Source organism: Pseudomonas sp. OTU750018 (assembly GCF_011636575.1).
Taxonomy (GTDB): domain Bacteria; phylum Pseudomonadota; class Gammaproteobacteria; order Pseudomonadales; family Pseudomonadaceae; genus Aquipseudomonas; species Aquipseudomonas peli.
Genome location: NZ_JAAPAU010000001.1, coordinates 408,336 through 428,889, shown reverse-complemented (window position 1 = coordinate 428,889; position 20,554 = coordinate 408,336). Strand labels below are relative to the sequence as shown.

Below are 20,554 nucleotides of genomic sequence, written 5' to 3'. Positions count from 1 at the left end.
GCGCCGATACCCAAGGTATTCAGTAAACAGAACAGCGAGAACAACGATGAACGCTATGGCGGCTCTCAAGCAGTATCAAACCGTCAACACTCAGGCTCAGGCTGTTGAAGCCAGCCCACATCGCTTGATTCAGATGTTGATGGAAGGTGGGCTGACGCGTTTGGCGCAAGCGCGTGGTGCGATGGAGCGCAACCAGGTCGCCCTCAAGGGCGAGCTGATCAGCAAGGCCATTGGTATTATTGGCGGCTTGCGTGAAGGTCTTAACCATGAGCAAGGCGGTGAAGTCGCTGCCAATCTCGATAGTCTGTACGAATACATGGCCACACGCTTGGTGGATGCCAATGTGCAGAATGAGATCGCGCCGCTTGATGAAGTTGCAGGCCTGCTGCGTAATGTAAAAGCTGGCTGGGATGCTATCGCTGAGTGATGCTGTTTCCCGCCTGAGGAATTGTTTATGAGTTCATCCGTGCAGCGTCTTGAAGAAACCGGTAGCGCATTGCGCACTGCGTTGGCCAGTCAGGATTGGGCCGCCATTGGCGAGTTAGACCTACAGTGCCGCCTGGCTGTTGACGAAGCGATGGTTGAATCTGCGAACGATGAAGAAACCCTGCGTGCGCGCATGCAGGAGTTGCTGGATCTTTATCGCGAGCTGGTGAATGTGTGCCAAGCCGAACAGCAGCGCTTGGCCCATGAGCTCGTTCAGCTGAACCAGTCGCAACAAGGTGCCAAGGTCTATCAGCTATTTGGTTGATTGGCTGTCTTCGGTCGATGCTGTCCAGTATCGACCTTCTGGTAACGCTTCATCTTCTCTACATTTCCCCTATGTTGTTGCTCACGCTGAGTTTGCTTGGCGAGTCCAATAAAAAAGCACGCCATTAAATTGACTATTAACAAAAAATTGACTTAACTACTGGCCAATTGCCGGCGCTGGGTTGAGCGATGTTTGTGCGGCGGGCGCGTTTTTCACTCCAGGATCAGTAAATAAATTATGTGGCGTGAAACCAAAATCCTCCTGATTGACGATAACAGCGAGCGCCGTCGCGACTTGACGGTGATCTTGAATTTTCTCGGTGAAGATCATCTGGCGTGTGACAGTCAAAACTGGCGTCAATGCGTCGCGGAATTGGGGTCTAGTCGTGAAGTACTCAGCGTCTTGCTTGGTGAAGTGAAAGCCAAAGGTGGCGTGCTAGAGATGCTGAAACAGCTGGCCGTCTGGGATGAGTTCCTGCCGACGCTGCTGATTAACGATCAGGTCGCTGCCGAGTGGCCAGAAGAACAGCGCCGCTGCGTACTGGCGACGCTGGAAATGCCGATGAGCTACAACAAGCTACTCGACTCGTTGCACCGCGCCCAGGTTTACCGCGAGATGTACGACCAGGCTCGTGAGCGTGGCCGTCAGCGTGAGACCAACCTGTTCCGCAGCTTGGTTGGTACCAGTCGGGCCATCCAGCAAGTGCGACAGATGATGCAGCAGGTGGCCGATACCGAGGCCAGCGTGCTGATCCTTGGCGAATCGGGCACGGGCAAGGAAGTGGTCGCGCGTAACTTGCATTACCACTCCAAGCGTCGGGAAGCGCCTTTTGTACCGGTTAACTGCGGTGCAATTCCTGCCGAGTTGCTTGAGAGCGAACTGTTCGGTCACGAGAAGGGCGCATTCACCGGTGCTATCACCAGCCGTGCCGGGCGCTTTGAGCTGGCCAATGGCGGCACCTTGTTCCTCGATGAAATCGGTGACATGCCGCTGCCGATGCAGGTGAAGCTGCTGCGCGTATTGCAGGAGCGCACTTTCGAGCGCGTCGGCAGCAACAAGACCCAGAGCGCCGATGTGCGGATCATTGCGGCCACGCACAAGAACCTCGAGAAAATGATCGAGGACGGCAGCTTCCGTGAGGACCTGTATTACCGCCTCAACGTCTTCCCGATCGAGATGGCCCCGCTGCGTGAGCGTATCGAGGACATCCCGCTGCTGATGAATGAGCTCATCTCGCGCATGGAGTTCGAGAAGCGCGGCTCCATCCGCTTCAACTCGGCGGCTATTATGTCGCTGTGCCGGCATGACTGGGCGGGTAACGTGCGCGAGCTCGCCAACCTGGTCGAGCGCATGGCGATCATGCATCCCTATGGCGTGATTGGCGTGGGCGAGCTGCCGAAGAAATTTCGCCATGTCGACGATGAAGACGAGAACATGGTGGCCAGCTTGCGTGATGAGCTGGATGAGCGCGCGACTATCCTGGCCGGTCTGCCGGGTGTGGATTCGATGGCCATGCTGCCGCCGGAAGGCCTGGATCTGAAGGATTACCTGGGCAACCTTGAGCAGGGCTTGATTCAACAGGCGCTCGACGATGCCAGTGGTGTGGTGGCGCGTGCTGCCGAGCGTTTACGTATTCGGCGCACCACCCTGGTCGAGAAAATGCGCAAGTACGGCATGAGCCGACGTGATGATGAGGGGCTGGACGACTGACCTTTCTGCGTCAGGCAATCGTCAGTGACTTGGCGCAGTCCCCCTAATAAAGCCGAAGGTTTGACGAAACCTTCGGCTTTGTTTTTTATAGTATTGATTTAAAAGGATATTTTTTCAGGCACGGGTATTGCTAACTCTCTTGCAACTGACTGTCTTATGACGGCTCGCTGCGCGAGAGAGAACCATGAACGCTAACGCCCAACGCCCTGAAGAGTCCGAAGCGCCCGCTCCCGTGGAGCAGGCCAGCCGTGCCGGGCTCGAACAGGCTTTTGCCTTGTTCAACCAGATGTCGACTCAGCTCAGCACCAGCTACAGCATGCTGGAGGCGCGGGTAACTGAGCTTAAGGGCCAGTTGGCGCTGGTAAGTGCTCAGCGTATGCAAGAGCTGGCCGAGAAAGAGCGTCTGGCTCATCGCCTGCAGAGCCTGCTGGATCTGCTGCCCGGCGGGGTGATCGTGATCGATGGCCAGGGCGTGGTGCGTGAAGCCAACCCGGTGGCGCGTAACCTGCTCGGCCAACCGCTGGTGGGCATGCTTTGGCGCCAGGTTATCGCGCGTAACTTTGCCCCGCGCGAGGATGACGGTCACGAAATCTCCCTGAAGGATGGCCGGCGTTTGTCGATTGCCACCCGTTCCTTGCATGCCGAGCCTGGTCAGCTGGTGCTATTAACCGACCTGACAGAAACCCGGCGCTTGCAGGATCAGCTGTCTCGCCACGAGCGTCTGTCTGCCCTTGGCCGCATGGTTGCCTCTCTGGCGCATCAGATTCGTACGCCCCTCTCTGCCGCATTGCTCTATGCCAGTCATCTGACTGAACAGGTACTGCCGGTTGAGCAGCAGCAGCGTTTTGCTGGCCGCCTGAAAGAGCGTCTGCATGAGCTGGAGCATCAGGTGCGTGACATGCTGATCTTCGCCCGTGGCGAACTGCCGTTGCCGGATCGCTTGGCGCCCAAGGCACTGTTCGAGGCTCTGCGCAGCGCCGCCGAACCCCACGTGTTGGATATGCAGGTGCGCTGGCAGTGCGACAGCCGCGCGGGCGAGCTGCTGTGCAACCGCGACACTTTGGTTGGCACCGTGCTCAATTTGATCGAAAACGCGATTCAGGCCGGCGGCCGTGAGGCGCGCTTGAAGATTCATCTGTATCAGCGCGGCGAAACGCTGCGCCTGTGCATCAGCGACAACGGTCCTGGCATCGACAGCGCTACGCTGGCGCGGCTTGGCGAACCCTTCTTTACCACCAAAACCACCGGCACCGGGCTTGGCCTGGCCGTGGTCAAGGCAGTGGCGCGTGCCCATCAAGGCGATGTGCAGCTGCGTTCGCGGCCGGGGCGTGGCACCTGCGCCATTCTCACCCTGCCGCTGCTTGGTGCTACGCACCCTTTGATTCAGGAGTAACCATCCATGGCGAGCAAAATTCTACTGGTCGAAGATGACCGCGCGTTGCGCGAAGCCCTGGCCGATACCCTGGCGCTGGGTGGGCATGATTACCGCGCGGTGGATTGCGCCGAAGCGGCGCTGCTGGCGATCGCCGAAGAACCTTTCGGCCTGGTGGTCAGCGACGTAAACATGCCCGGCATGGATGGCCATCAGTTGCTCGCGCAGATTCGTCAGCGTCAGCCGCAACTGCCGGTGCTGCTGATGACTGCGTTTGGCGCGGTGGAGCGGGCGGTGGATGCCATGCGCCAGGGCGCAGCGGATTACCTGGTCAAACCCTTTGAGCCAAAGGCGTTACTGACGCTGGTGGATCGGCATGCACTGGGGCGTATTTCTGTCAGCGAGCAGGATGGTCCCGTTGCCGAAGAACCGGCCAGCGTGCAACTGCTGGCGTTGGCCACACGGGTGGCGCAAAGCGATTCCACGGTGTTGATCACGGGCGAATCCGGTACGGGTAAAGAGGTGCTGGCGCGTTTTATCCACCAGCAATCGCCACGCGGCAACAAACCCTTCATTGCGATCAATTGCGCAGCGATTCCGGACAACATGCTCGAGGCCACGCTGTTTGGTCACGAGAAGGGCGCCTTTACCGGCGCCATTGCCTGCGCGCCAGGCAAGTTTGAGTTGGCCGAGGGCGGCACCATTCTGCTCGACGAGATTTCCGAGATGCCACTGGGTCTGCAGGCCAAGTTGCTGCGCGTGCTGCAAGAGCGCGAGGTGGAGCGGGTTGGCGCGCGTAAGCCGATCACCCTGGACATCCGCGTGCTGGCCACCAGTAACCGTGACCTGGCCGCAGAAGTGGCGGCGGGGCGTTTCCGTGAAGACCTTTACTATCGCCTGTCGGTCTTTCCGCTGGCCTGGCGACCTCTGCGTGAGCGGCCGGCGGATATCGTGCCGCTGGCTGAGCGTCTGCTGGCCAAGTACGTTAAGAAAATGAACCACGCGCCGATTCGGCTTTCCCCGCAGGCGCAGGTGAGCCTGATGAGTCATAGTTGGCCGGGCAATGTGCGCGAGCTAGATAACGCCATCCAGCGTGCGTTGATTCTGCAGCAAGGCGGTCTGATTCAGCCGCAGGACCTCTGTCTGCTGGCGCCGATTGGTTCGGCCGTTACGCCGCCCGCGCAACCGCTGTTGTCGGTGGTGGTCAATAGCTCACCTGCGCAGCAGGACACCTCGCCGGCTGAAGCTGGCGCATTGGGCGATGATCTGCGTCGGCATGAATTTCAGATGATCATCGATACCCTGCGTGCCGAGCGTGGTCGTCGCAAGGAAGCCGCTGAGCGCCTGGGCATCAGCCCACGTACCTTGCGCTACAAGCTGGCGCAGATGCGTGATGCCGGGATGGATGTGGAAGGTTATTTGTTTGCCAGCTGAGCCGCTGTGGATGGGCTCTAAGCGCTGTACTTGAATCGGGGTAGGCCGTACATCGGACTACCCCGTTTGCGTTGGCAGATCAGTCTTTCCACGGTTCTGGCGCGCCCAGTAGGCGGCCCATTGCGCCGTACAGCCCCAGCTCCTTGAGCACTGCCAGCTCGCCCTCGGTTTCCACCATTTCGGCAATCAACGGCAGGTCAATGCTGTTGGTGGCGCGGAACACCGCTTCGATAAACATGCGTTTGTCGCTTTCCTGATCGATGGCGCGGATGTAGGTGCCGTCGAGTTTCAGGTAGGCCAGGCCCAGGTGGGTCAGGTTACCGATCAGGCTGAAACGTCCGCCGAAGTGCTGCAGGCCGAGGCTAAAGCCGGTGTCGCGGATGCCCTGACTAAGCGCTTCCAGCTCGGCCGCAGGCGGCAGGTGACGCTCGTCCACTTCCAGGGTCAGCAGGCTGGCCTGCTGCGGGTGCTGTCTGAGTATTTCGAACATGCGCTTGAGTGTTTCACTGTCACGCAGGGTCGCGGCCGACAGGCTCAAGGCCAGCGGCGCTGCATGCTGGCCGAGGTGCGCCAGGCTGTGTTCAAGCATGGCCAGGTCAAAACGCGCGGTCCAACCCAGGCGTTCAATCCATGGTAGGAAGCGACCGGCGGCAATCGCTTCACCTTGCGGGTCAAGCAGGCGCGCCAGCACCTTATGGTGCAGCAGCTGATTACGGTCGGCACATTGCGTGACCGGCTGGAAATACAGCTGCAGCTTGCGCTTGTTGAGTGCTTCGTCGATCCAGATGCGCCAGTCGTGCAATCCCTGAGTCGGTTGTGCGTTGTAATCATCCAGACGTACCCAGTCGCGGCTCGGATCGTTCTGCGCTTGCGCCAGGGCCTGATCAGCGCGGCTGATGACTTGGCCGGGTTCTTCGCCTGGGCGGAAGGCGGCAATGCCCATGTGCGCTACCGGTGTGCAGTCGCTGGCACCGGTCTGGCGCAGGCTTTCCAGGCCTGCATGCAGTTCGCCGGCCAGCAGATCGGCCTCTTCACGGCCAATGCCCGGTGCCAGCAAGCTGAATTCGCCTCCGCGGCTGCGTGAGGCCAACCAACTGGCGCGCTGAGGCTGATGAAGCAGGCGTTTGAGCAGCTCACCGATGGCAGCAATCAACGCGTCCGTTTGCTGGCCACCGAAGCGTTGGTTCAGCCCACTGAGATCATTGACGCGCAACAGAACGAGATAGCCATCGGCATTCTGGTCGTTGACGACCAGCTGATGGGCCAGGCGTATATCGAACAGGCGGCGATTGGCCAGGCCGGTGATGCTGTCCTGATAGGCCTCTTCACGCAGTTTTTCACTGCGCGCGGCTTCTTCGGCGAACAGAGTTTTTAGTTTTTCCACCATCTGGTTCATGGCGGTGACGACGCGTTTGAGCTCGGGTGTGCGCGGTACTTTGGGCAGGGTAAGAAACTCACGACGGGAAATGGCTTGGGCTTGCTGCACCATGTTGTCCAGCGGGCGCAGTTGGGTGCGCAGTAACCAGCCTCCGAGTACGGCGCTAACCAAACCACAGAGCAGCAGCCAGAGTAGGCTGCCAATAGCGCTGTCCCAGAGTTTAGCCAGGGCAAATTGCGGGTGGCTGAGGACTTCAACCCGTGCGGCCTGTTCCCAGCCGCGCATGATCAGCGCATCACCGCCCTGGGGCTGTAGGTTAACCAGCTCGCTGAACCAGACCGGAACGGTGTCGGCGCTGGCCTCGTCGCTGCGTCGCTCGACAATCACCTCACCGCCAGGGATGCGCACCACGCGGATGCTGGTGAAGTAGCCGCTGTCGAAGATCGAGCTGACCATCAGCTCGATCATCGCCGGGTCATCCACGTGCGGGGTCATCGACAGGCCCAGCGCGGTCGCGGCGTCCTGGGCATGGGAGCGCAGCTGGCTGAGCAATTGCTCACGCGAGCTTTCCACCCCGGCGATAAAGCTGCCGGTAAAGGCCACTACCAGGAACAGGCAGATGGCGAGAAATAGCTGCTTGAGTAGAGACATAGGTTCCTCCTAGCCTTCGCCGATGGCGAAGCCCTCCGTGCGCATTTTTTTCAAGATGTCCTGCCAGCGTGAGAGCTTCTTGGAATCGCTCTTTCTGCTGGTGGAACCCGGTAGATAGAGGCCTTCGGCGTTGAATGCATAGACCGGCAGCAGGTCTTTACGTTGCGAGGCGGGTTTTATTTCATTGATCAGATTGTCCAGCACCAGTGGTTCGGCACCGGGGCTGGCGTAGTAGGTCAGGACCATATGCGCCTGGTTGTAATTGAGCGCCTTGACGTAGGTGATGCGCAGTTTGTCGCTGGGGATACCGAGGCGGCGCAGGGTGAAGTATTTGGCGATGGAATAGTCTTCGCAGTCGCCTTCACCCTTGACCAGCATCTCGATGGGCGTGGCCCAGTAATCGTTCTGTTTCCACAGGCGGATATCGTCGGTAAAGCGGATCTGCCGATTGAAGAAGCGGTTGACCTCGGTGAGCTTATCTCTTTCGCTGCTGCTGCCACTGGCCATGATTTGCGCTTCCCAGGCCTGGATACGCTGCTTGGCGGCACCGAGGTTGCCATACCGGGTTTCAGCATTTTTAAGGATGACGGCAAAATCCCAGTTGGCCAGGGCGCTGGCCAAGCCAAACAAGAGTGCACTGCAGCCTAACGCGGCTCGCTTGAGCGGTATCAGCTTTAGTGGAAGGTACTGACGGGCTGGCATGTAACGCGCCTCGACCAGAGATCAGGCAAGTCTAGGTGCAGCCTGTGCTTTTTGCCGCTTAGAACCTGAATCTGTGCTGAGCGCTGTCGGCGATGGCAGAAGTGCGGGCTTAGGGTTTGATCCGGGTTTTCTGCTTGAGTATGTACAAGCTGACCACGACCGCGCTGGTCAGCATAAAAGCCCGGGCCCAGAACAACGGCACCAGGTAGCACGACAGGCCGATGCTCAGCCACATCAGGCCTATGGCGTAGACCTTACCTTTGAGTGGAATACCCTGGCCTTCGAGGTAATCAACGATCCATGGGCCAAGCTGGCGGTGATTGACCAGCCACAGGTAGAAGCGCTTCGAGCTGCGCATAAAGCACGCTGCCGCCAACAGCAGAAAAGGCGTGGTGGGCAGTACTGGGAGGAAGATGCCGATAACACCCAGTGCCACGCTCAGCCAGCCGATGGCCAGCAGAACGTAGCGAATAACGGGGTTGCGCTGCTCTTGAACAGGCGGCACCGGAATCTCACGCGCCATGGCGCGTGCTTAGTGGTGGCGAGGCTTCAGAAGAGCCGGCTTTTCTTCCGGCGCATGGCATAGCAGGAACAGTGCGGTCAGCAGCTCAGGGATCTGCTCGACCATGCTGTCGACCAGGTCGCGGTCACGGGCGATCTCGGCGAATTCAGGTTGCTCGTCGAACAGGCCTGAACCGACCATGATCGGCAGCAGCAGCTCGCTGACTTCATCTTCGGCGTCGTCGAACCATACCGCTTCACGCAGGAACACCCCTTCCATAAAGCCGATGCACCAGCCGCGCAGGTCGGAATCGTCTGGCTCTTCGCCCAGGTCGAGGTCGCACGGTACGTCGGGCTCATCGTCGCTGGCCAGTTGGCGGGCGATATGGCTTTGCAGCTGAATCAGGGTCGCTTCGATCTCTTCACGTTCGGCATCACTGCGGTAATGCGGCGCCTCGGAGAACAGCGCGTCAATCCACTCGCGCTCAGGCACCGGCTCTGGGCAGATCGACAACGCGGTCAGGTAACCGTGGGCGGCGATGTAGTCCAGTGCCTCTTCATGCAGCTCATCGGCATCGAGGAAGGCTTGCAGGCGGGAGAGTTGCTCGGCGAAGGACATCGGGGGCTACCTTGAAGGAGTAAACGAGGCTGAATTCTAGTCTAGAGCGGCCAGTGCAGCCATAGGCGCGGCCATGGCGGGTGAAAATCGGATCAAACGCCAGCATGCCTGCGCGTGCCCAAGCGGCACTTGCGTATAATGCGCGGCTTGTTTCGGAGACCCTTCATGCTCGAACACGCGCAACGCATCCTTAAAGACGTCTTTGGCTACGACAGTTTTCGTGGCCGTCAGGGTGCCATTATCGAGCGCGTGGCCAGCGGTGGTGATGCCCTGGTACTGATGCCCACCGGTGGCGGCAAGTCGCTGTGCTTCCAGGTGCCGGCCCTATTGCGCGATGGCCTGGCTGTGGTGGTGTCGCCGCTGATTGCGTTGATGGATGATCAGGTCGCCACCCTTGATGAGCTGGGCGTGGCCGCGGTGGCGCTGAACTCGACCTTGAGCGCCGATGAGCAGCGCGAGATCGCCGAGCGAATCAAGCGCGGCGAAATCAAGATGCTTTACCTGGCTCCCGAGCGGCTGGTGCAGCCGCGCATGCTGAGCTTTCTGCAGAACCTCGACATTGCCCTATTCGCCATCGACGAGGCGCATTGCGTGTCGCAGTGGGGGCATGATTTCCGCCCCGAATACCTGCAGCTGGGCCAGTTGGCCGAGCTGTTCCCTCACGTGCCGCGCATTGCTCTGACGGCCACGGCCGACATGCGCACCCGTGAGGAAATCGTTCAGCGCCTGCACCTGCAGAATGCCGAGCGTTTCCTGTCGAGCTTCGACCGGCCGAACATCTTCTACCGCATCGTGCCCAAGGAGCAGCCACGCAAGCAGCTGCTGAGCTTTTTGACTGCGCGCAAGGGCGATGCTGGCATCGTGTATTGCCTGTCGCGCAAGAAGGTCGAGGAAGTGGCCACGTTCCTCTCTGAGCAAGGCTTCCCTGCATTGCCTTATCACGCCGGCTTGGCCAACGAGTTGCGCGCCTTTCACCAGAAGCGCTTTCTCAATGAGGAAGGGCTGATCATGGTGGCGACCATCGCCTTCGGCATGGGCATCGATAAACCCAACGTGCGCTTTGTCGCCCACCTTGATCTGCCGAAATCCCTAGAAGCTTATTATCAGGAAACCGGTCGCGCCGGCCGTGATGGCCTGCCCGCAGATGCCTGGATGGCTTACGGCCTGCAGGATGTGATCTTCCTCAAGCAGATGCTCAACAACTCCGAAGGCGACGAGCGGCATAAGCGCGTCGAGCAGCACAAGCTCGATGCCATGCTGGCGCTGTGCGAGGAAACCCGCTGTCGGCGCCAGGCGCTGCTGGCTTATTTCGACGAAGACATGCCGCAGCCCTGCGGCCATTGCGACAACTGCATCGACGGTGTGCAGACCTGGGATGCCACCGAGCCGGCGCGTCAGGCGCTGTCGGCGATCTACCGCACCGGCCAGCGTTACGGTGTGGGTCATCTGGTTGATGTATTGCTCGGGCGTGATAACGAGAAAATTCGCACCGTGGGTCATCAGCATTTGGCCGTATTTGGTATCGGTAAGGCGCTGACCGAGGGGGAGTGGCGTTCGCTGTTTCGTCAGTTGGTGGCGCGCGGTTTGGCGGATGTTGATTTGGACGGTTTTGGTGGGCTGCGTCTTTCTGACAGTTGCCGGCCTTTGCTCAAGGGAGAGGTCAGCCTGCAGCTACGCCGTGATCTGAAACCCCAGCAAAGCGCCAAGGCCTCAAGCAGTGCAGCTAGCCAGCTGGTGCGTGGTGAGGAGCGCGGCCAGTGGGAAGCGCTGCGCGCCTTGCGCCGCAAACTGGCAGAAGAGCATGGCGTGCCGCCTTATGTGATATTCCCGGATGCCACCTTGCTGGAGATGCTGCGTAGCCAGCCCAGCACTCTGGCTGAAATGGCGCGGGTCAGTGGCGTCGGTGCGCGCAAGTTGGAACGCTATGGTGAGGCCTTCCTGGCTGTGCTCGGTGCGGATGATGAAGCACCGCGTGCAGTGGTCGACTTGCGCCACGAGCTGGTCAGCCTGGCCCGCGCCGGCATGACCCCCGCGCAGATTGCCAGCCAGCTGAGTTGCAGCGAGAAGAATGTTTACGGTCTGCTGGCCGAAGCCATTGGTCGGCAGCAGCTGTCCTTAGAACAGGCGCTGGATGTGCCTGAGGGATTGCTCGGCGAAATTCAGGATGCCTTCCTCGATGGCGAAGGTGAGTTGCCACCGGTAGCGGCGATCAGTGAGCAGTTTGCCGGACGGGTAGAGCTGGGCATCCTGCACTGCGTACGTGCTGCCTTGCAGGCCGAATTCGAGGCCTGACACGCCTCGCGTGGCTGTTATCCCCGCGGATGGTTCGGCTTGTGGCACCCGGTATGAGCGGCTAAGGTGGTTTCAGCCACTCAGCTGCAGAGGTTCCGGTGCCGCTTTCCCATGCCTGGCTAGACGATGTTCGCCCCAGCCCCTATGCCGATCAGCTCGCCTTGGGTTTTCGACTGCTGCGTTTCTCTCGGCCGCTGGAGCAGGAGTACCGCAACTATGTGCGTGACGACACCTTCGATCTCAAGCGTATTGCCCTGGTTGTGGGCATTTTGGTGTGGCTGGCGTTTGCCGCGTTCGATTTCGTCCTGATTCGGGCGCCCGAGGTGTGGTGGATGCTGGCCATCCGTCTCGCCGTCTTACTGTTGCTGTGCCTGTTTGGTGTATTGCTGATTCAGCGCAAGCATGTTCATTTGCTGCAACCGCTTAGCTGGGTCAGCCTGCTTGCACTTGGCGCGGCAGCATCGTTGGTGGTGGGCATTGCCCATCGAGTGGACTCCAGTTACCCCTATGAAGGGTTGCTGTTGGTCTGTATGGCCGCCTACTTTCTGGCTGGGTTACGCCTGATCGAGGCGTTGTGCTGCTCTTTGCTGGTGCTGTTGGTATACGTCTGTGTCGAGCTACTGGTCGCCGATTTACCCATGCCTCGGTTGATCAATAACACCCTGTTTTTACTGTTTGGCAACTTGATGGGCGCGGTAGGGTGTTACTTGCTGGAGTTCAAGTCGCGCGAGCATTTTCTGATCAGCCGGTTGATGCGCGTACTGGCCGATCACGACAGCCTGACCGGCTTGCACAACCGCCGCAGTTTCAACCGCCAGTTCGAGCGCCTCTGGCGTCAGGCGCAGCGCGAACAGCGCAGCCTGGCGCTGTTGCTCTGCGATGTTGATCACTTCAAAGCCTACAACGACCACTACGGTCACCAAGCCGGCGACAACGTGTTGCAGCGCATAGGCAGCCTGCTGCAGGACGCGGCACGGCGTCCACTGGACATTGCTGTGCGTCTGGGCGGTGAGGAGTTTGCCGTGTTGCTTTACGACATCGGTGAAGCCGAAGCGCGGCATCACGCCGAAGCCCTGCGTCAGACTCTGCAGACCTTGAACATCCAACATGCCGGCTCGGATACGGCAAGCATGCTGACCATGTCGATTGGTATTTCCTGTATCCAGCCTGCCGCTGGGGGGGCGTTGGCGCAGCTCTATGAGCATGCAGATCGCGCACTTTATGAAGCCAAGGCTTTTGGCCGCAATCAGGTCGTGGCCTGAGAGTCTGGGCTTGAGGTGGCCGATTTTGCCGCTGCGCTTGGCGCCTGCGGTGAATGCTCGGAGCAAAGTCGCGGTGCTAGCATCGCTGAGGTTTTTTTCTTGAGTGATTGCTCCGATGGATCGACTGATTCAGGCCGACGGCCAGCCGCATTACGGCATCTTTCCCGCCGCGCCGGGGCTGATCAACTACCGCGATTTTGATTTCCGCTCGCCTATGGGGCGCAAGTTGGGTGCGTTAGCCAAATGGCGGCGTTTTCATCAATTCCAGTATTTCGGCCTGATCAGCGATGAGCTGATTGGCGGCTGCGCGCTGGCCAACCTCAGCCTGTTGGGCGTGGGATTTGTCTATCTGTTCCACCCGGCCAGCGGGCGCATGATCGAGCGTCAGTTCAAGCTGCCGCTGGGCTTTGGCAGCCAGTTCTCGCAGACCCCAGATCAGGGCGTGTGCGAGGTGCGTAGCGGCGGCAATCTGCTGCGCTTGGAGAACAGCTCCGTATCGAAGGAAAAGCGTCTGCTGGTGGAACTGGATGACGGCACTCGCATCGACGCCTGTTTCTCTGAGGCAGAACCTGCTTTTCAGCCGATGTGCATCAACACGCCGACGGCGGTCAATGGCTGGGTCTATGCACAGAAAGTGGCGGGGGTACGCTGCACCGGGCAAGTGCGCAGTGCGCTGGGGGATTTCGACCTGGCGCAGATCGGCGCATTTGCCCACCACGACTGGTCGGCCGGTTATATGCGCCCGGAGACCCATTGGAACTGGGCCTGCTTATCCGGTCCGGCCGGGGAGCAGCGGGTCGGGCTTAACCTGTCCTGCGGGGTCAATGAAAGTAGCTTTACCGAGAACTGCTTCTGGCTGGATGGCGAGCTGCTCAAGGTCGATACCGTGCGCTTTGCCTTTGATCGTGATCAGCCGCTGCAGCCTTGGTTGATCAACTCCTATGACGGCCAGGTGGAGCTGCGCTTCGAGGGACGTGGCCTGCACAAGGAGCGATTGAACGTAGGGCTGCTGGCGAGCAACTTCAAACAGATATTTGGCCAGTTCACCGGCGTACTGCGCCCGACTGGCCGGCCCGAAGTGCGCATCGACAACCTCTGGGGCTTTGTTGAAGATCAGTATGTAAAGTGGTGAAACGGTTGTAAGCCTTCTGCAGGCTTGCCTCATGAAAAGGGTTATGGTTAGCTGGCTAATAATTAGTTTTTTATAGTTAAGAGCCGTTGTCCATGTCGCATACCGATCAACACCGTTTTGCCATGCAAGTTGCCCAGCTTTCCCGTGCCTGGCGCGCCGAATTGGATCGCCGCCTGGTCGGCCTGGGGCTTTCCCAGGCCCGCTGGCTGGTGCTGCTGCATCTGGGGCGCTTTGCCGAATTGCCGACCCAGCGCGAGTTGGCGCAGAGCGTCGGTGTCGAAGGGCCGACCTTGGCGCGTCTGCTTGACAGTCTGGAAGCCCAAGGCCTGGTCAGCCGCCAGGCGGTGCCCGAAGACCGCCGCGCGAAGAAGATTGCCCTCAGCCCGCAGGCCCGCCCACTGATTGAAAAGATCGAAGCGATCTCTGCGCAACTGCGCCAGGAAGTGTTCGCTGGCATTGATGAAGACGAATTGCGCCGCTGCCAGAAGGTTCATGCCCAGGTGTTGAGTAACCTGGAAAAACGCTGATGCGTGACGACCTGCAGGCCCTGCAGCAACGTTTCGGTCCGCGCTACCCGCAGTGGCTGCTAGCGTTGCTGATGGTCGGCAGCATGGCCATGGTCTTGGCCTCTACCAGTATCAACGTCGCCTTGCCGGCAATCATGGCGGACTTCGCCATTGGCCGGCCGCTGGCGCAGTGGCTGTCCACCGGTTTTCTCGCGGCCATGACCGCTGGCCTGCTGCTGGCCGCCTGGGCGCAGGCGCGCTTTGGTGCGCGGCGTACGGCGCAGTTTGGTCTGCTGCTGTTTATCCTCAGTTCACTGGTGGCGTTGGTGGCTCATGCCGCTTGGCAGCTGATTGCCTTGCGCATTGTGCAGGGTCTCTGTGCGGGTATTGTGCAGCCGCTGGCGATGGTGCTGATTTTTCGGGTGTTCGCCGATGGCGGCCGCGGCATGGCGCTGGGCATATATGGCCTGGGGGTGATGCTGGCGCCGTCGCTGGGGCCGGGAATCGGCGGTTACCTGGTCGATCATTTCGGTTGGCCGTCGATTTTCTGGATGCCGCTGCCGATGTGCCTGCTGGCCGTGCTCGCTGGGCAGTGGTTGTTGCCCAGTGAACGTGCGGCCAGCACCCCGCGTCTGGATATTCAGGCCTTTGCCTGGCTGTGTGTGGCGATATTTGCAGCGTTGGGCTTTCTTGCCGAGGCGCAGCGTTTTGCCTGGACTGCGCCGAGGGTCTGGTTACCGGGTTGCCTCGCACTGCTGGCCGGTATGGCGTTTATCCTGCGCAGCCGGCGCGCTGCTCAGCCGCTGTTGCCGCTTGCCTTGTGGCGGCATGCCGGGTTCCGCAGTGCCAGTTGGGTCGCCTTGACCCTGGGGTTGGGCTTGTACGGTTCCACTTACCTGATTCCGCTGTATTTGCAGACCGTTGAAGGCTTCAGCGCCGGACGCTCGGGTCTGCTGCTGTTGCCGGCGGGAATCTTGATGGGCATGGCGTCCTTTCTCGGCGGCTGGCTCAGTGATCGGCTGTCTGCGGCAGTGCTGCTGAGTGGCGGGCTGTTGATCTTTGCCTTGTCGGCGGCGGGGATGGCTTGGGTTGAGCAGGGCGCCTCATTTATTCAACTGTGTTTCTGGGCCTGTGTCGGGCGTATTGGTCTGGGCGTGTTGCTGCCGGCCTTGAGTACCGGTTCGCTGGATATCCTCAGCCCTGAGGAACTGGCTCAAGGCGCTGGCGCCATCACCTTCGTGCGTCAGCTCGGCGGCGCGTTCGGGGTCAACCTGCTGACCTTCTTTCTGGAGTGGCGGCACAGCGCGGAAGGCGGCGATCATTTAGCGGAGATGCTCGCCTTCAAGCAGAGTTTCTGGTTGGTGGCTGGCGTCTTCGCGATCACGGTTTTGTCGGCCTGGGGCGTCAAATCGACCAGGCGCTGACAGCTAAACGGTTGTGTGACGGAGTTGTCGTTTTCTTGGCTAAACGCCTATGCTTGCATCTGTAATGGCTTTTTGCCGAGCGGCGTCGGTTATTCGTCTATTCAGTGCGCCGTATTTATGGCCATGCACCAGCCGGGTTAAACACGGAACGTACTTCCCAAGGCAACATTTGCCGATTCCTACTCTGTCGCAAGCGCTGGAAGCGCACGTCCCGGACGTGAAGTGGCGAGGGATTAGGGGGCGGAGTCACGGGAGCGTTTTTTATGGCAAAGGTTCGTCAGTTACTACTAGGTTTGGCGTCAAGTTCAGCATTGTATTCAGGCTTAGTCCCTGCACTCGGCTTGGGCGAAATCACCTTGCATTCGACGCTTAGTCAGCCGCTGGATGCCGAAATCGAATTGTTTGATGTGGGCGATCTGACCGCTGAAGACATGCGCGTGCGCCTGGCGCCTGCCGAAGTGTTCAGCCGTTCCGGCGTCGACCGTCTGTATTTCTTTAATGACCTGCGTTTTACCCCGTTGTTGCGGGGCGGCAAGAGTGTGATTCGCGTGGTATCGACGCAGCCGGTGCGTGAGCCTTACCTGAATTTTATTGTTGAAGTGGCCAGGCCCACCGGCCAGTTGTACCGCGAGTACACCGTATTGCTTGACCCACCCAGCTCTGCGGCTTACCGCAGCCTAGCGGCGTCTGCTGCATCTACATTACCTGTATCAGCACCGACTGTGACTCGTGCCGAGGCTGTTGAGCCTACACGGCCAGCGGTATTGCCCGCCGCGGAGCAGGGAAATCGCTACAGCGTGATCAGCGGCGACAGCTTGTGGAAGATTGCCGAGCGTCTGGCCGCTGAGACAGGGCAGGTAACACCTCAGTCGCTGATGCGTGATCTGCACGCGCTTAATCCGCAAGCCTTCATCAACGGTGATATCAATCGCCTGCGTGCCGGTGCGCAATTGTTCTTGCCCGATAGTGTTGCGGGTGTGCCGTCTGCAGTGGTCGAGCCGGCAGTAGCGGCAACTGCTGCGCCCGAGACTGTGGCTGCGCCTAGTGCTCAGCTGCCGGTCGACCCGCCAGCCGAGCTGCTGATTCAGGAACAGGCTCGCGTCGAGCAGGAGCTGGCCAGCCAGATTAGTGAGACCCTGCAATTGCAACAGAGCCTGGCGCAGCTGGGCCTGCAGGTTCAGCAGCTGCAGGAACAGATGGAAGCGCGTGATCAGCAGATTGCTGGCTTGCAAGCCGAGTTGGCCGCGCGTCGTGCGAGCGCTGAAGCAAGTGCCGCGCCTGTGCCTGCTCCGGTCGCGGTAACCGCACCGGTTACGGCGGAATCAGGTAGCAACTGGCTGGCGATTATTGCCGGTCTACTGGCGCTGTTACTGGCCGGTGTCGTGGGGCTGTTCTGGCGCAGCAGAAAACCCGTTGAACCAGCCCCTGTTGCGGTCGCCACTGCCGTGATGCCGGTCATGCAGACAGTGCCCAGTGCTGCTCCATCGGCAGCTGTCACGCCGGCCGCTGCAGTAGCGCTCAATATGCGCGAGGTGCCGCGTGGTGGGCCGGTATGGCCAGCAGCGGGTGAGGATGCGCTGCAAAGTGCCAACGTGTATATCGCTTATGGCCGCCTGAATGAGGCCGCCAGCACGTTGCGCAAGGCCTGGGAGGCTCAGCCGCAGCGCAGTGATATCGGTTTCCGCTTGCTGGAAGTTTTGGCGTTGTTGGGGGATGCCCAAGGTTTTATCGACCATGAAGCCGTGGTGCGGGCATCCGGCTTTACTCCGGCGCGAATCGACGAGTTGAAGGCGCGGCATGCCGAGCTGTTCAGCGCGCCGTCGGCCAGATTGCTGGACGATGTGGTGCTGGAGCTGGATGAGGTCGAGGCGCAGCCGTTGGTGGATGCTGCCAATGATGGCCAGCTCAATCTGGACGATATGTCGCTGGATGCCGACTGGGATTTGGTCAGCCCCTTTGCCCCAACTGCGCCGAACAAAGTGGCGGACAAGACCGGCAGCACTACTGCGGCCAAGCGTAAGACTTCGGATATCTTCGAACTGTCCAGCAGCCGTGATGCCCGCAGCCCGTTTGCCGAGTCCATGCTGGTGGAAGAAACATCCAATGACGGTTGGGGTGGTGACGTCCTTGATGTGGAACTGCTGGATGATTTTGATGAGCTGGCCAGCAACCGCGAAAACCTGTCCAAACTGAACATGGCCCTGGCCTATATCGAGCAGGGCAGCCTGGACAGCGCCTGCCAGATCCTCAATGAAGTAATCAACGAAGGCGATGAGGAGCAGAAGCAGGAGGCGCGTCAGCTGCTGGCTAAAATCGCCTGATTCAGAACGCTGTTGCTCAACGCCCGCTAGCTTGCGCTACGCGGGCGTTTTTCTTCTGCTGACGTATGGCAGCTGCGCGTTATCATCGGTTTTTCATCCGTCGTGAGCCTGCCAATGTCCAACCCCAAAGCCGAAGTAGTTATTACCTATTGCACGCAATGCCAGTGGCTGCTGCGCGCTGCCTGGCTAGCGCAGGAACTGCTGTCGACGTTTACCGATGATTTATCCAGGGTTTGCCTGGAGCCCGGTACAGGCGGGGTGTTTCGCATCACCTGTGATGGTGTGCAGATCTGGGAGCGAAAGGCCGATGGCGGTTTTCCCGAGGCCAAGGTGCTCAAGCAGCGCTTGCGCGATCAGATCGATCTGGCGCGGGATCTGGGTCATAACGACCGCAGTCATTGATCACTTGGCCATCCGCGCCCCGCGCCGATAGAAAAATCGCGCTGACAATCAGCAGCCCGCCAGCCAGCATGCGCAGTGTCGGCACTTCGCTGAACAACAGCCAGGCGAAGGCAATGCCGTAGATCGGCTCCAGGGCGAAAATCACCGCCGTGGTGCGTGCCTTGAGTACCCGTAGGCTGGCGACGAACAGGCTGTGCGCCAGGCCCGTGCAGAAGATCCCAAGCATGGCCATCCATAACCAGTCCTGAGCCTGCACGCTGGGTAGCGTCGGCCAGGCCAGCGGCAGGAATACCAGCAGCACGGCGAGGTTCTGGTACAGCGCCGCCTGCACTGGCTCGATGCCACGGGTGCTGGCGCGGTTGAGCAGCGACAGCAGGGCGAATAGAAGGCCGGAAAGTACTGCCCAGAGCAGGCCGCTGGTGGCCTGGCTGCTCAGGTCGAAATGCGGGGTAACCAGCACCAGACCCAGGCACACCAGCGCCACCATGGCGTATTCGACCGGTCGCGTGCGTTCTTTGAACAGCAGTCCCTCCAGCAGCACGGTAAAGGCCGGGAAGCTGGCAAAGCCGAGGGTGGCGATGGCCACGCCGGAGATATGTACGGACTCGAAAAAACTCCACCAGTGACCGCCCAGCAGCAAGCCGCCGAGGACTAGCAGGCCGGTCTGGCGTAAGCCAAGGCGGACCAGACGCGCGTTGCTGATCAGCTTGGCGAACAGCAACAGGGCCGCCACGGCGAACACGGCGCGGCCGGCGGAGATCATCTGTGGCGTGGTATTGGCCAGCTTGCCGAAGATGCCCGATAGGCCAAACAGCAGGGCGCCTAGATGAATCGCCAACAGTGCATTGCGTTGATTCATGCCAGGCGTGCACCGTTGGGTAGCGGTTTGTCGAAGCCGGCCAGCACGACCTTGTTATCGGCGTCATAGACGCCAGTCACCAGCACTTCGGAGCGCACGCTGGCGATGCGCTTGGCGGCGAAGTTGCACACGCACAGCACTTGGCGGCCGACTAGCTGCTCGCAGCTGTAATGGGCGGTGAGCTGGGCGCTGGAGTTCTTGATGCCCAGCTCGCCGAGATCCACTTCCAGCACATAGGCGGGTTTGTTGGCTTTTTCATTAGGTCGGGCGGTGCGAATGGTGCCGACGCGCAGCTCCACTTTTTCAAAGTCCTGCCATTCGATGTTTTGCATAGGCGACTCCTCGATTCTGCCGGGCAGTCTAGGTGCCTATCTGCGCCGTTGTCTGTCGCGGGAATCGTGGGTTTTGTCGCCAGGCTCTCACAAGAGAGTGCCTGCAAATTAGTCGGTGCGGCGCAGTTGCCGAGGCGTAACGCCGAGATGCCGTGACAGGGCGGCGCTAAAGGCACTTTGCGAGCTGTAGCCGACCCGCGCAGCAATCTCGCCAATTGCCAGGTTGCTACCTTGGAGCAGTTGACGTGCCAGCTGCAGGCGACGGCTGCGTACGTAATCCATCGGTGTTTGCCCGGTCTCGGCGAGAAAGCGCGCATGAAAACGTGCTGCCGACAGGCCGGCCAGGCGCGCCAAATCGGCCACCTGCAAGGGGTGCGCGGCATGCTGGTCGATATGCGCATCCAGCGCCGCCAGCGGCAGGCGACTGGCTGCGTGGGCAGAAGTCTCGCCATTGGCCAGGCTGGCCAAGAGCAGAGCTGCGCCTTGCTGGGCAATGACCGGGTCATTGATTGGGCTGGCGGCCAGCCAGCTGACCAACTGGCTCTGCGCAGGGTTGAGGCTGACGGCGGCAGGTTTGTCCAGCAGGCGGCGAGTGGCATCCACGTGCTGGCCCAGCTGTTGTTGCAGCCAGCTGTCTGCGGGTACGTCGAGCACCAGGCAATGACTGCCGTCTTTGCTACCGCAGGCGTGCTGCGCAGCGCTAGGTACCACGGCCAGGGTCTGGTGTTTAACCTGGCTGCTTTGGCCTGCCACCTCAAACTCCAGCAGGCCGCTCAAGCCAAACACTAGCTGCGCATGGTCATGGCTGTGGCTGAGCAGTTCATGGCTGTAGTGACGCAGCGAGAGCAGCGAGGACATGGTGGGCTCCTTGTTCGGCTAGCCAGTTTATACCCTTTAGAGGTTGTC

19 protein-coding genes are annotated in these 20,554 nt (G+C 60.2%); 12 read left to right on the top strand and 7 right to left on the bottom strand.

All coding sequences use genetic code 11. The features are described from left to right. Positions 1-46: 46 nt before the first annotated feature. The 5 genes from fliS to HCI85_RS02165 all read left to right on the top strand — a co-directional run bounded on the left by fliS (position 47) and on the right by HCI85_RS02165 (position 5,267). Complete coding sequence (fliS, locus tag HCI85_RS02185) at positions 47-427, top strand: flagellar export chaperone FliS (RefSeq protein ID WP_160085042.1); 381 nt, start codon at positions 47-49, stop codon at positions 425-427. Positions 428-454: 27 nt separating this feature from the next. Continuing rightward, entirely contained in the window at positions 455-751 is a 297-nt protein-coding gene (gene fliT / locus HCI85_RS02180; RefSeq protein ID WP_090248244.1) for a flagellar protein FliT, read from the top strand. Between the two features lie 237 nt (positions 752-988). Next, positions 989-2,461 (top strand): sigma-54 dependent transcriptional regulator, encoded by a 1,473-nt coding sequence (locus HCI85_RS02175; protein ID WP_090248242.1) that lies wholly within the window; start codon positions 989-991, stop codon positions 2,459-2,461. Positions 2,462-2,645: 184 nt separating this feature from the next. Further along, complete coding sequence (locus HCI85_RS02170; RefSeq protein ID WP_160085040.1) at positions 2,646-3,854, top strand: sensor histidine kinase; 1,209 nt, start codon at positions 2,646-2,648, stop codon at positions 3,852-3,854. Positions 3,855-3,860: 6 nt separating this feature from the next. Next, positions 3,861-5,267 carry a sigma-54-dependent transcriptional regulator gene (locus tag HCI85_RS02165; RefSeq protein ID WP_167141535.1) on the top strand — a complete coding sequence of 469 codons (1,407 nt, stop codon included), beginning with the start codon at positions 3,861-3,863 and terminating at the stop codon, positions 5,265-5,267. 79 nt (positions 5,268-5,346) lie between these two features. Here HCI85_RS02165 and lapD read toward each other — a convergent pair whose 3' ends face one another. From lapD to HCI85_RS02145, 4 genes are all read right to left on the bottom strand, one after another. Beyond that, positions 5,347-7,296 carry a cyclic di-GMP receptor LapD gene (lapD, locus tag HCI85_RS02160; RefSeq protein WP_167141533.1) on the bottom strand — a complete coding sequence of 650 codons (1,950 nt, stop codon included), beginning with the start codon at positions 7,294-7,296 and terminating at the stop codon, positions 5,347-5,349. Positions 7,297-7,305: 9 nt separating this feature from the next. Then, the gene (gene lapG / locus HCI85_RS02155) at positions 7,306-7,998 is read right to left on the bottom strand and encodes a cysteine protease LapG (RefSeq protein ID WP_167141531.1); all 693 of its coding nucleotides are present in this window, start codon (positions 7,996-7,998) and stop codon (positions 7,306-7,308) included. Positions 7,999-8,107: 109 nt separating this feature from the next. Next, positions 8,108-8,521, bottom strand: coding sequence for a YbaN family protein (locus HCI85_RS02150; protein ID WP_167141529.1), 414 nt, complete (start codon positions 8,519-8,521; stop codon positions 8,108-8,110). Positions 8,522-8,530: 9 nt separating this feature from the next. Then, entirely contained in the window at positions 8,531-9,118 is a 588-nt protein-coding gene (locus HCI85_RS02145; RefSeq protein WP_090248233.1) for a UPF0149 family protein, read from the bottom strand. A gap of 165 nt (positions 9,119-9,283) precedes the next feature. On the opposite strand from HCI85_RS02145, the gene recQ reads away from it, so the two are divergent. The 7 genes from recQ (at position 9,284) to HCI85_RS02110 (ending at position 18,457) form a co-directional block, all read left to right on the top strand. After that, complete coding sequence (gene recQ / locus HCI85_RS02140) at positions 9,284-11,410, top strand: DNA helicase RecQ (protein WP_167141527.1); 2,127 nt, start codon at positions 9,284-9,286, stop codon at positions 11,408-11,410. A gap of 98 nt (positions 11,411-11,508) precedes the next feature. Next, a complete protein-coding gene (locus tag HCI85_RS02135; protein WP_167141525.1) occupies positions 11,509-12,672 on the top strand; it encodes a GGDEF domain-containing protein in 1,164 nt (387 codons plus the stop codon). A gap of 115 nt (positions 12,673-12,787) precedes the next feature. After that, the gene (locus HCI85_RS02130) at positions 12,788-13,804 is read left to right on the top strand and encodes a DUF2804 domain-containing protein (RefSeq protein WP_167141523.1); all 1,017 of its coding nucleotides are present in this window, start codon (positions 12,788-12,790) and stop codon (positions 13,802-13,804) included. A gap of 92 nt (positions 13,805-13,896) precedes the next feature. Beyond that, positions 13,897-14,331: a MarR family transcriptional regulator gene (locus tag HCI85_RS02125; RefSeq protein WP_090248226.1), complete on the top strand. Its 435-nt coding sequence runs from the start codon at positions 13,897-13,899 to the stop codon at positions 14,329-14,331. Beyond that, the gene (locus HCI85_RS02120; RefSeq protein WP_167141521.1) at positions 14,331-15,734 is read left to right on the top strand and encodes a DHA2 family efflux MFS transporter permease subunit; all 1,404 of its coding nucleotides are present in this window, start codon (positions 14,331-14,333) and stop codon (positions 15,732-15,734) included. Before HCI85_RS02125 ends, HCI85_RS02120 begins: the two co-directional genes overlap by 1 nt. Positions 15,735-15,997: 263 nt before the next feature. Continuing rightward, a complete protein-coding gene (locus HCI85_RS02115) occupies positions 15,998-18,055 on the top strand; it encodes a FimV family protein (RefSeq protein ID WP_167141519.1) in 2,058 nt (685 codons plus the stop codon). A 114-nt stretch (positions 18,056-18,169) separates the two neighbouring features. After that, positions 18,170-18,457, top strand: coding sequence for a SelT/SelW/SelH family protein (locus HCI85_RS02110; RefSeq protein ID WP_167141517.1), 288 nt, complete (start codon positions 18,170-18,172; stop codon positions 18,455-18,457). Here the strand turns inward: HCI85_RS02110 and HCI85_RS02105 are convergent. The 3 genes from HCI85_RS02105 to HCI85_RS02095 all read right to left on the bottom strand — a co-directional run bounded on the left by HCI85_RS02105 (position 18,390) and on the right by HCI85_RS02095 (position 20,506). Further along, on the bottom strand, positions 18,390-19,316 hold the full coding sequence (locus HCI85_RS02105; protein ID WP_167141515.1) for a DMT family transporter: 927 nt from the start codon (positions 19,314-19,316) through the stop codon (positions 18,390-18,392). The genes HCI85_RS02110 and HCI85_RS02105 overlap by 68 nt on opposite strands. Further along, on the bottom strand, positions 19,313-19,648 hold the full coding sequence (locus HCI85_RS02100; protein ID WP_167141513.1) for a tRNA-binding protein: 336 nt from the start codon (positions 19,646-19,648) through the stop codon (positions 19,313-19,315). The genes HCI85_RS02105 and HCI85_RS02100 overlap by 4 nt, the downstream gene beginning before the upstream one ends. Positions 19,649-19,756: 108 nt before the next feature. After that, a complete protein-coding gene (locus tag HCI85_RS02095) occupies positions 19,757-20,506 on the bottom strand; it encodes an AraC family transcriptional regulator (protein WP_167141511.1) in 750 nt (249 codons plus the stop codon). Positions 20,507-20,554 lie beyond the last annotated feature (48 nt).

Coding starts and splice junctions, on each gene's coding strand:
- HCI85_RS02115 (WP_167141519.1), top strand. CDS start 15,998: ATGGCAAAGGTTCGTCAGTTACTACTAGGTTTGGCGTCAAGTTCAGCA.
- HCI85_RS02165 (WP_167141535.1), top strand. CDS start 3,861: ATGGCGAGCAAAATTCTACTGGTCGAAGATGACCGCGCGTTGCGCGAA.
- lapG (WP_167141531.1), bottom strand. CDS start 7,998: ATGCCAGCCCGTCAGTACCTTCCACTAAAGCTGATACCGCTCAAGCGA.
- HCI85_RS02175 (WP_090248242.1), top strand. CDS start 989: ATGTGGCGTGAAACCAAAATCCTCCTGATTGACGATAACAGCGAGCGC.
- HCI85_RS02110 (WP_167141517.1), top strand. CDS start 18,170: ATGTCCAACCCCAAAGCCGAAGTAGTTATTACCTATTGCACGCAATGC.
- HCI85_RS02100 (WP_167141513.1), bottom strand. CDS start 19,648: ATGCAAAACATCGAATGGCAGGACTTTGAAAAAGTGGAGCTGCGCGTC.
- HCI85_RS02095 (WP_167141511.1), bottom strand. CDS start 20,506: ATGTCCTCGCTGCTCTCGCTGCGTCACTACAGCCATGAACTGCTCAGC.
- fliS (WP_160085042.1), top strand. CDS start 47: ATGAACGCTATGGCGGCTCTCAAGCAGTATCAAACCGTCAACACTCAG.
- HCI85_RS02170 (WP_160085040.1), top strand. CDS start 2,646: ATGAACGCTAACGCCCAACGCCCTGAAGAGTCCGAAGCGCCCGCTCCC.
- HCI85_RS02130 (WP_167141523.1), top strand. CDS start 12,788: ATGGATCGACTGATTCAGGCCGACGGCCAGCCGCATTACGGCATCTTT.
- HCI85_RS02120 (WP_167141521.1), top strand. CDS start 14,331: ATGCGTGACGACCTGCAGGCCCTGCAGCAACGTTTCGGTCCGCGCTAC.
- HCI85_RS02145 (WP_090248233.1), bottom strand. CDS start 9,118: ATGTCCTTCGCCGAGCAACTCTCCCGCCTGCAAGCCTTCCTCGATGCC.
- HCI85_RS02150 (WP_167141529.1), bottom strand. CDS start 8,521: ATGGCGCGTGAGATTCCGGTGCCGCCTGTTCAAGAGCAGCGCAACCCC.
- HCI85_RS02125 (WP_090248226.1), top strand. CDS start 13,897: ATGTCGCATACCGATCAACACCGTTTTGCCATGCAAGTTGCCCAGCTT.
- fliT (WP_090248244.1), top strand. CDS start 455: ATGAGTTCATCCGTGCAGCGTCTTGAAGAAACCGGTAGCGCATTGCGC.
- HCI85_RS02105 (WP_167141515.1), bottom strand. CDS start 19,316: ATGAATCAACGCAATGCACTGTTGGCGATTCATCTAGGCGCCCTGCTG.
- recQ (WP_167141527.1), top strand. CDS start 9,284: ATGCTCGAACACGCGCAACGCATCCTTAAAGACGTCTTTGGCTACGAC.
- lapD (WP_167141533.1), bottom strand. CDS start 7,296: ATGTCTCTACTCAAGCAGCTATTTCTCGCCATCTGCCTGTTCCTGGTA.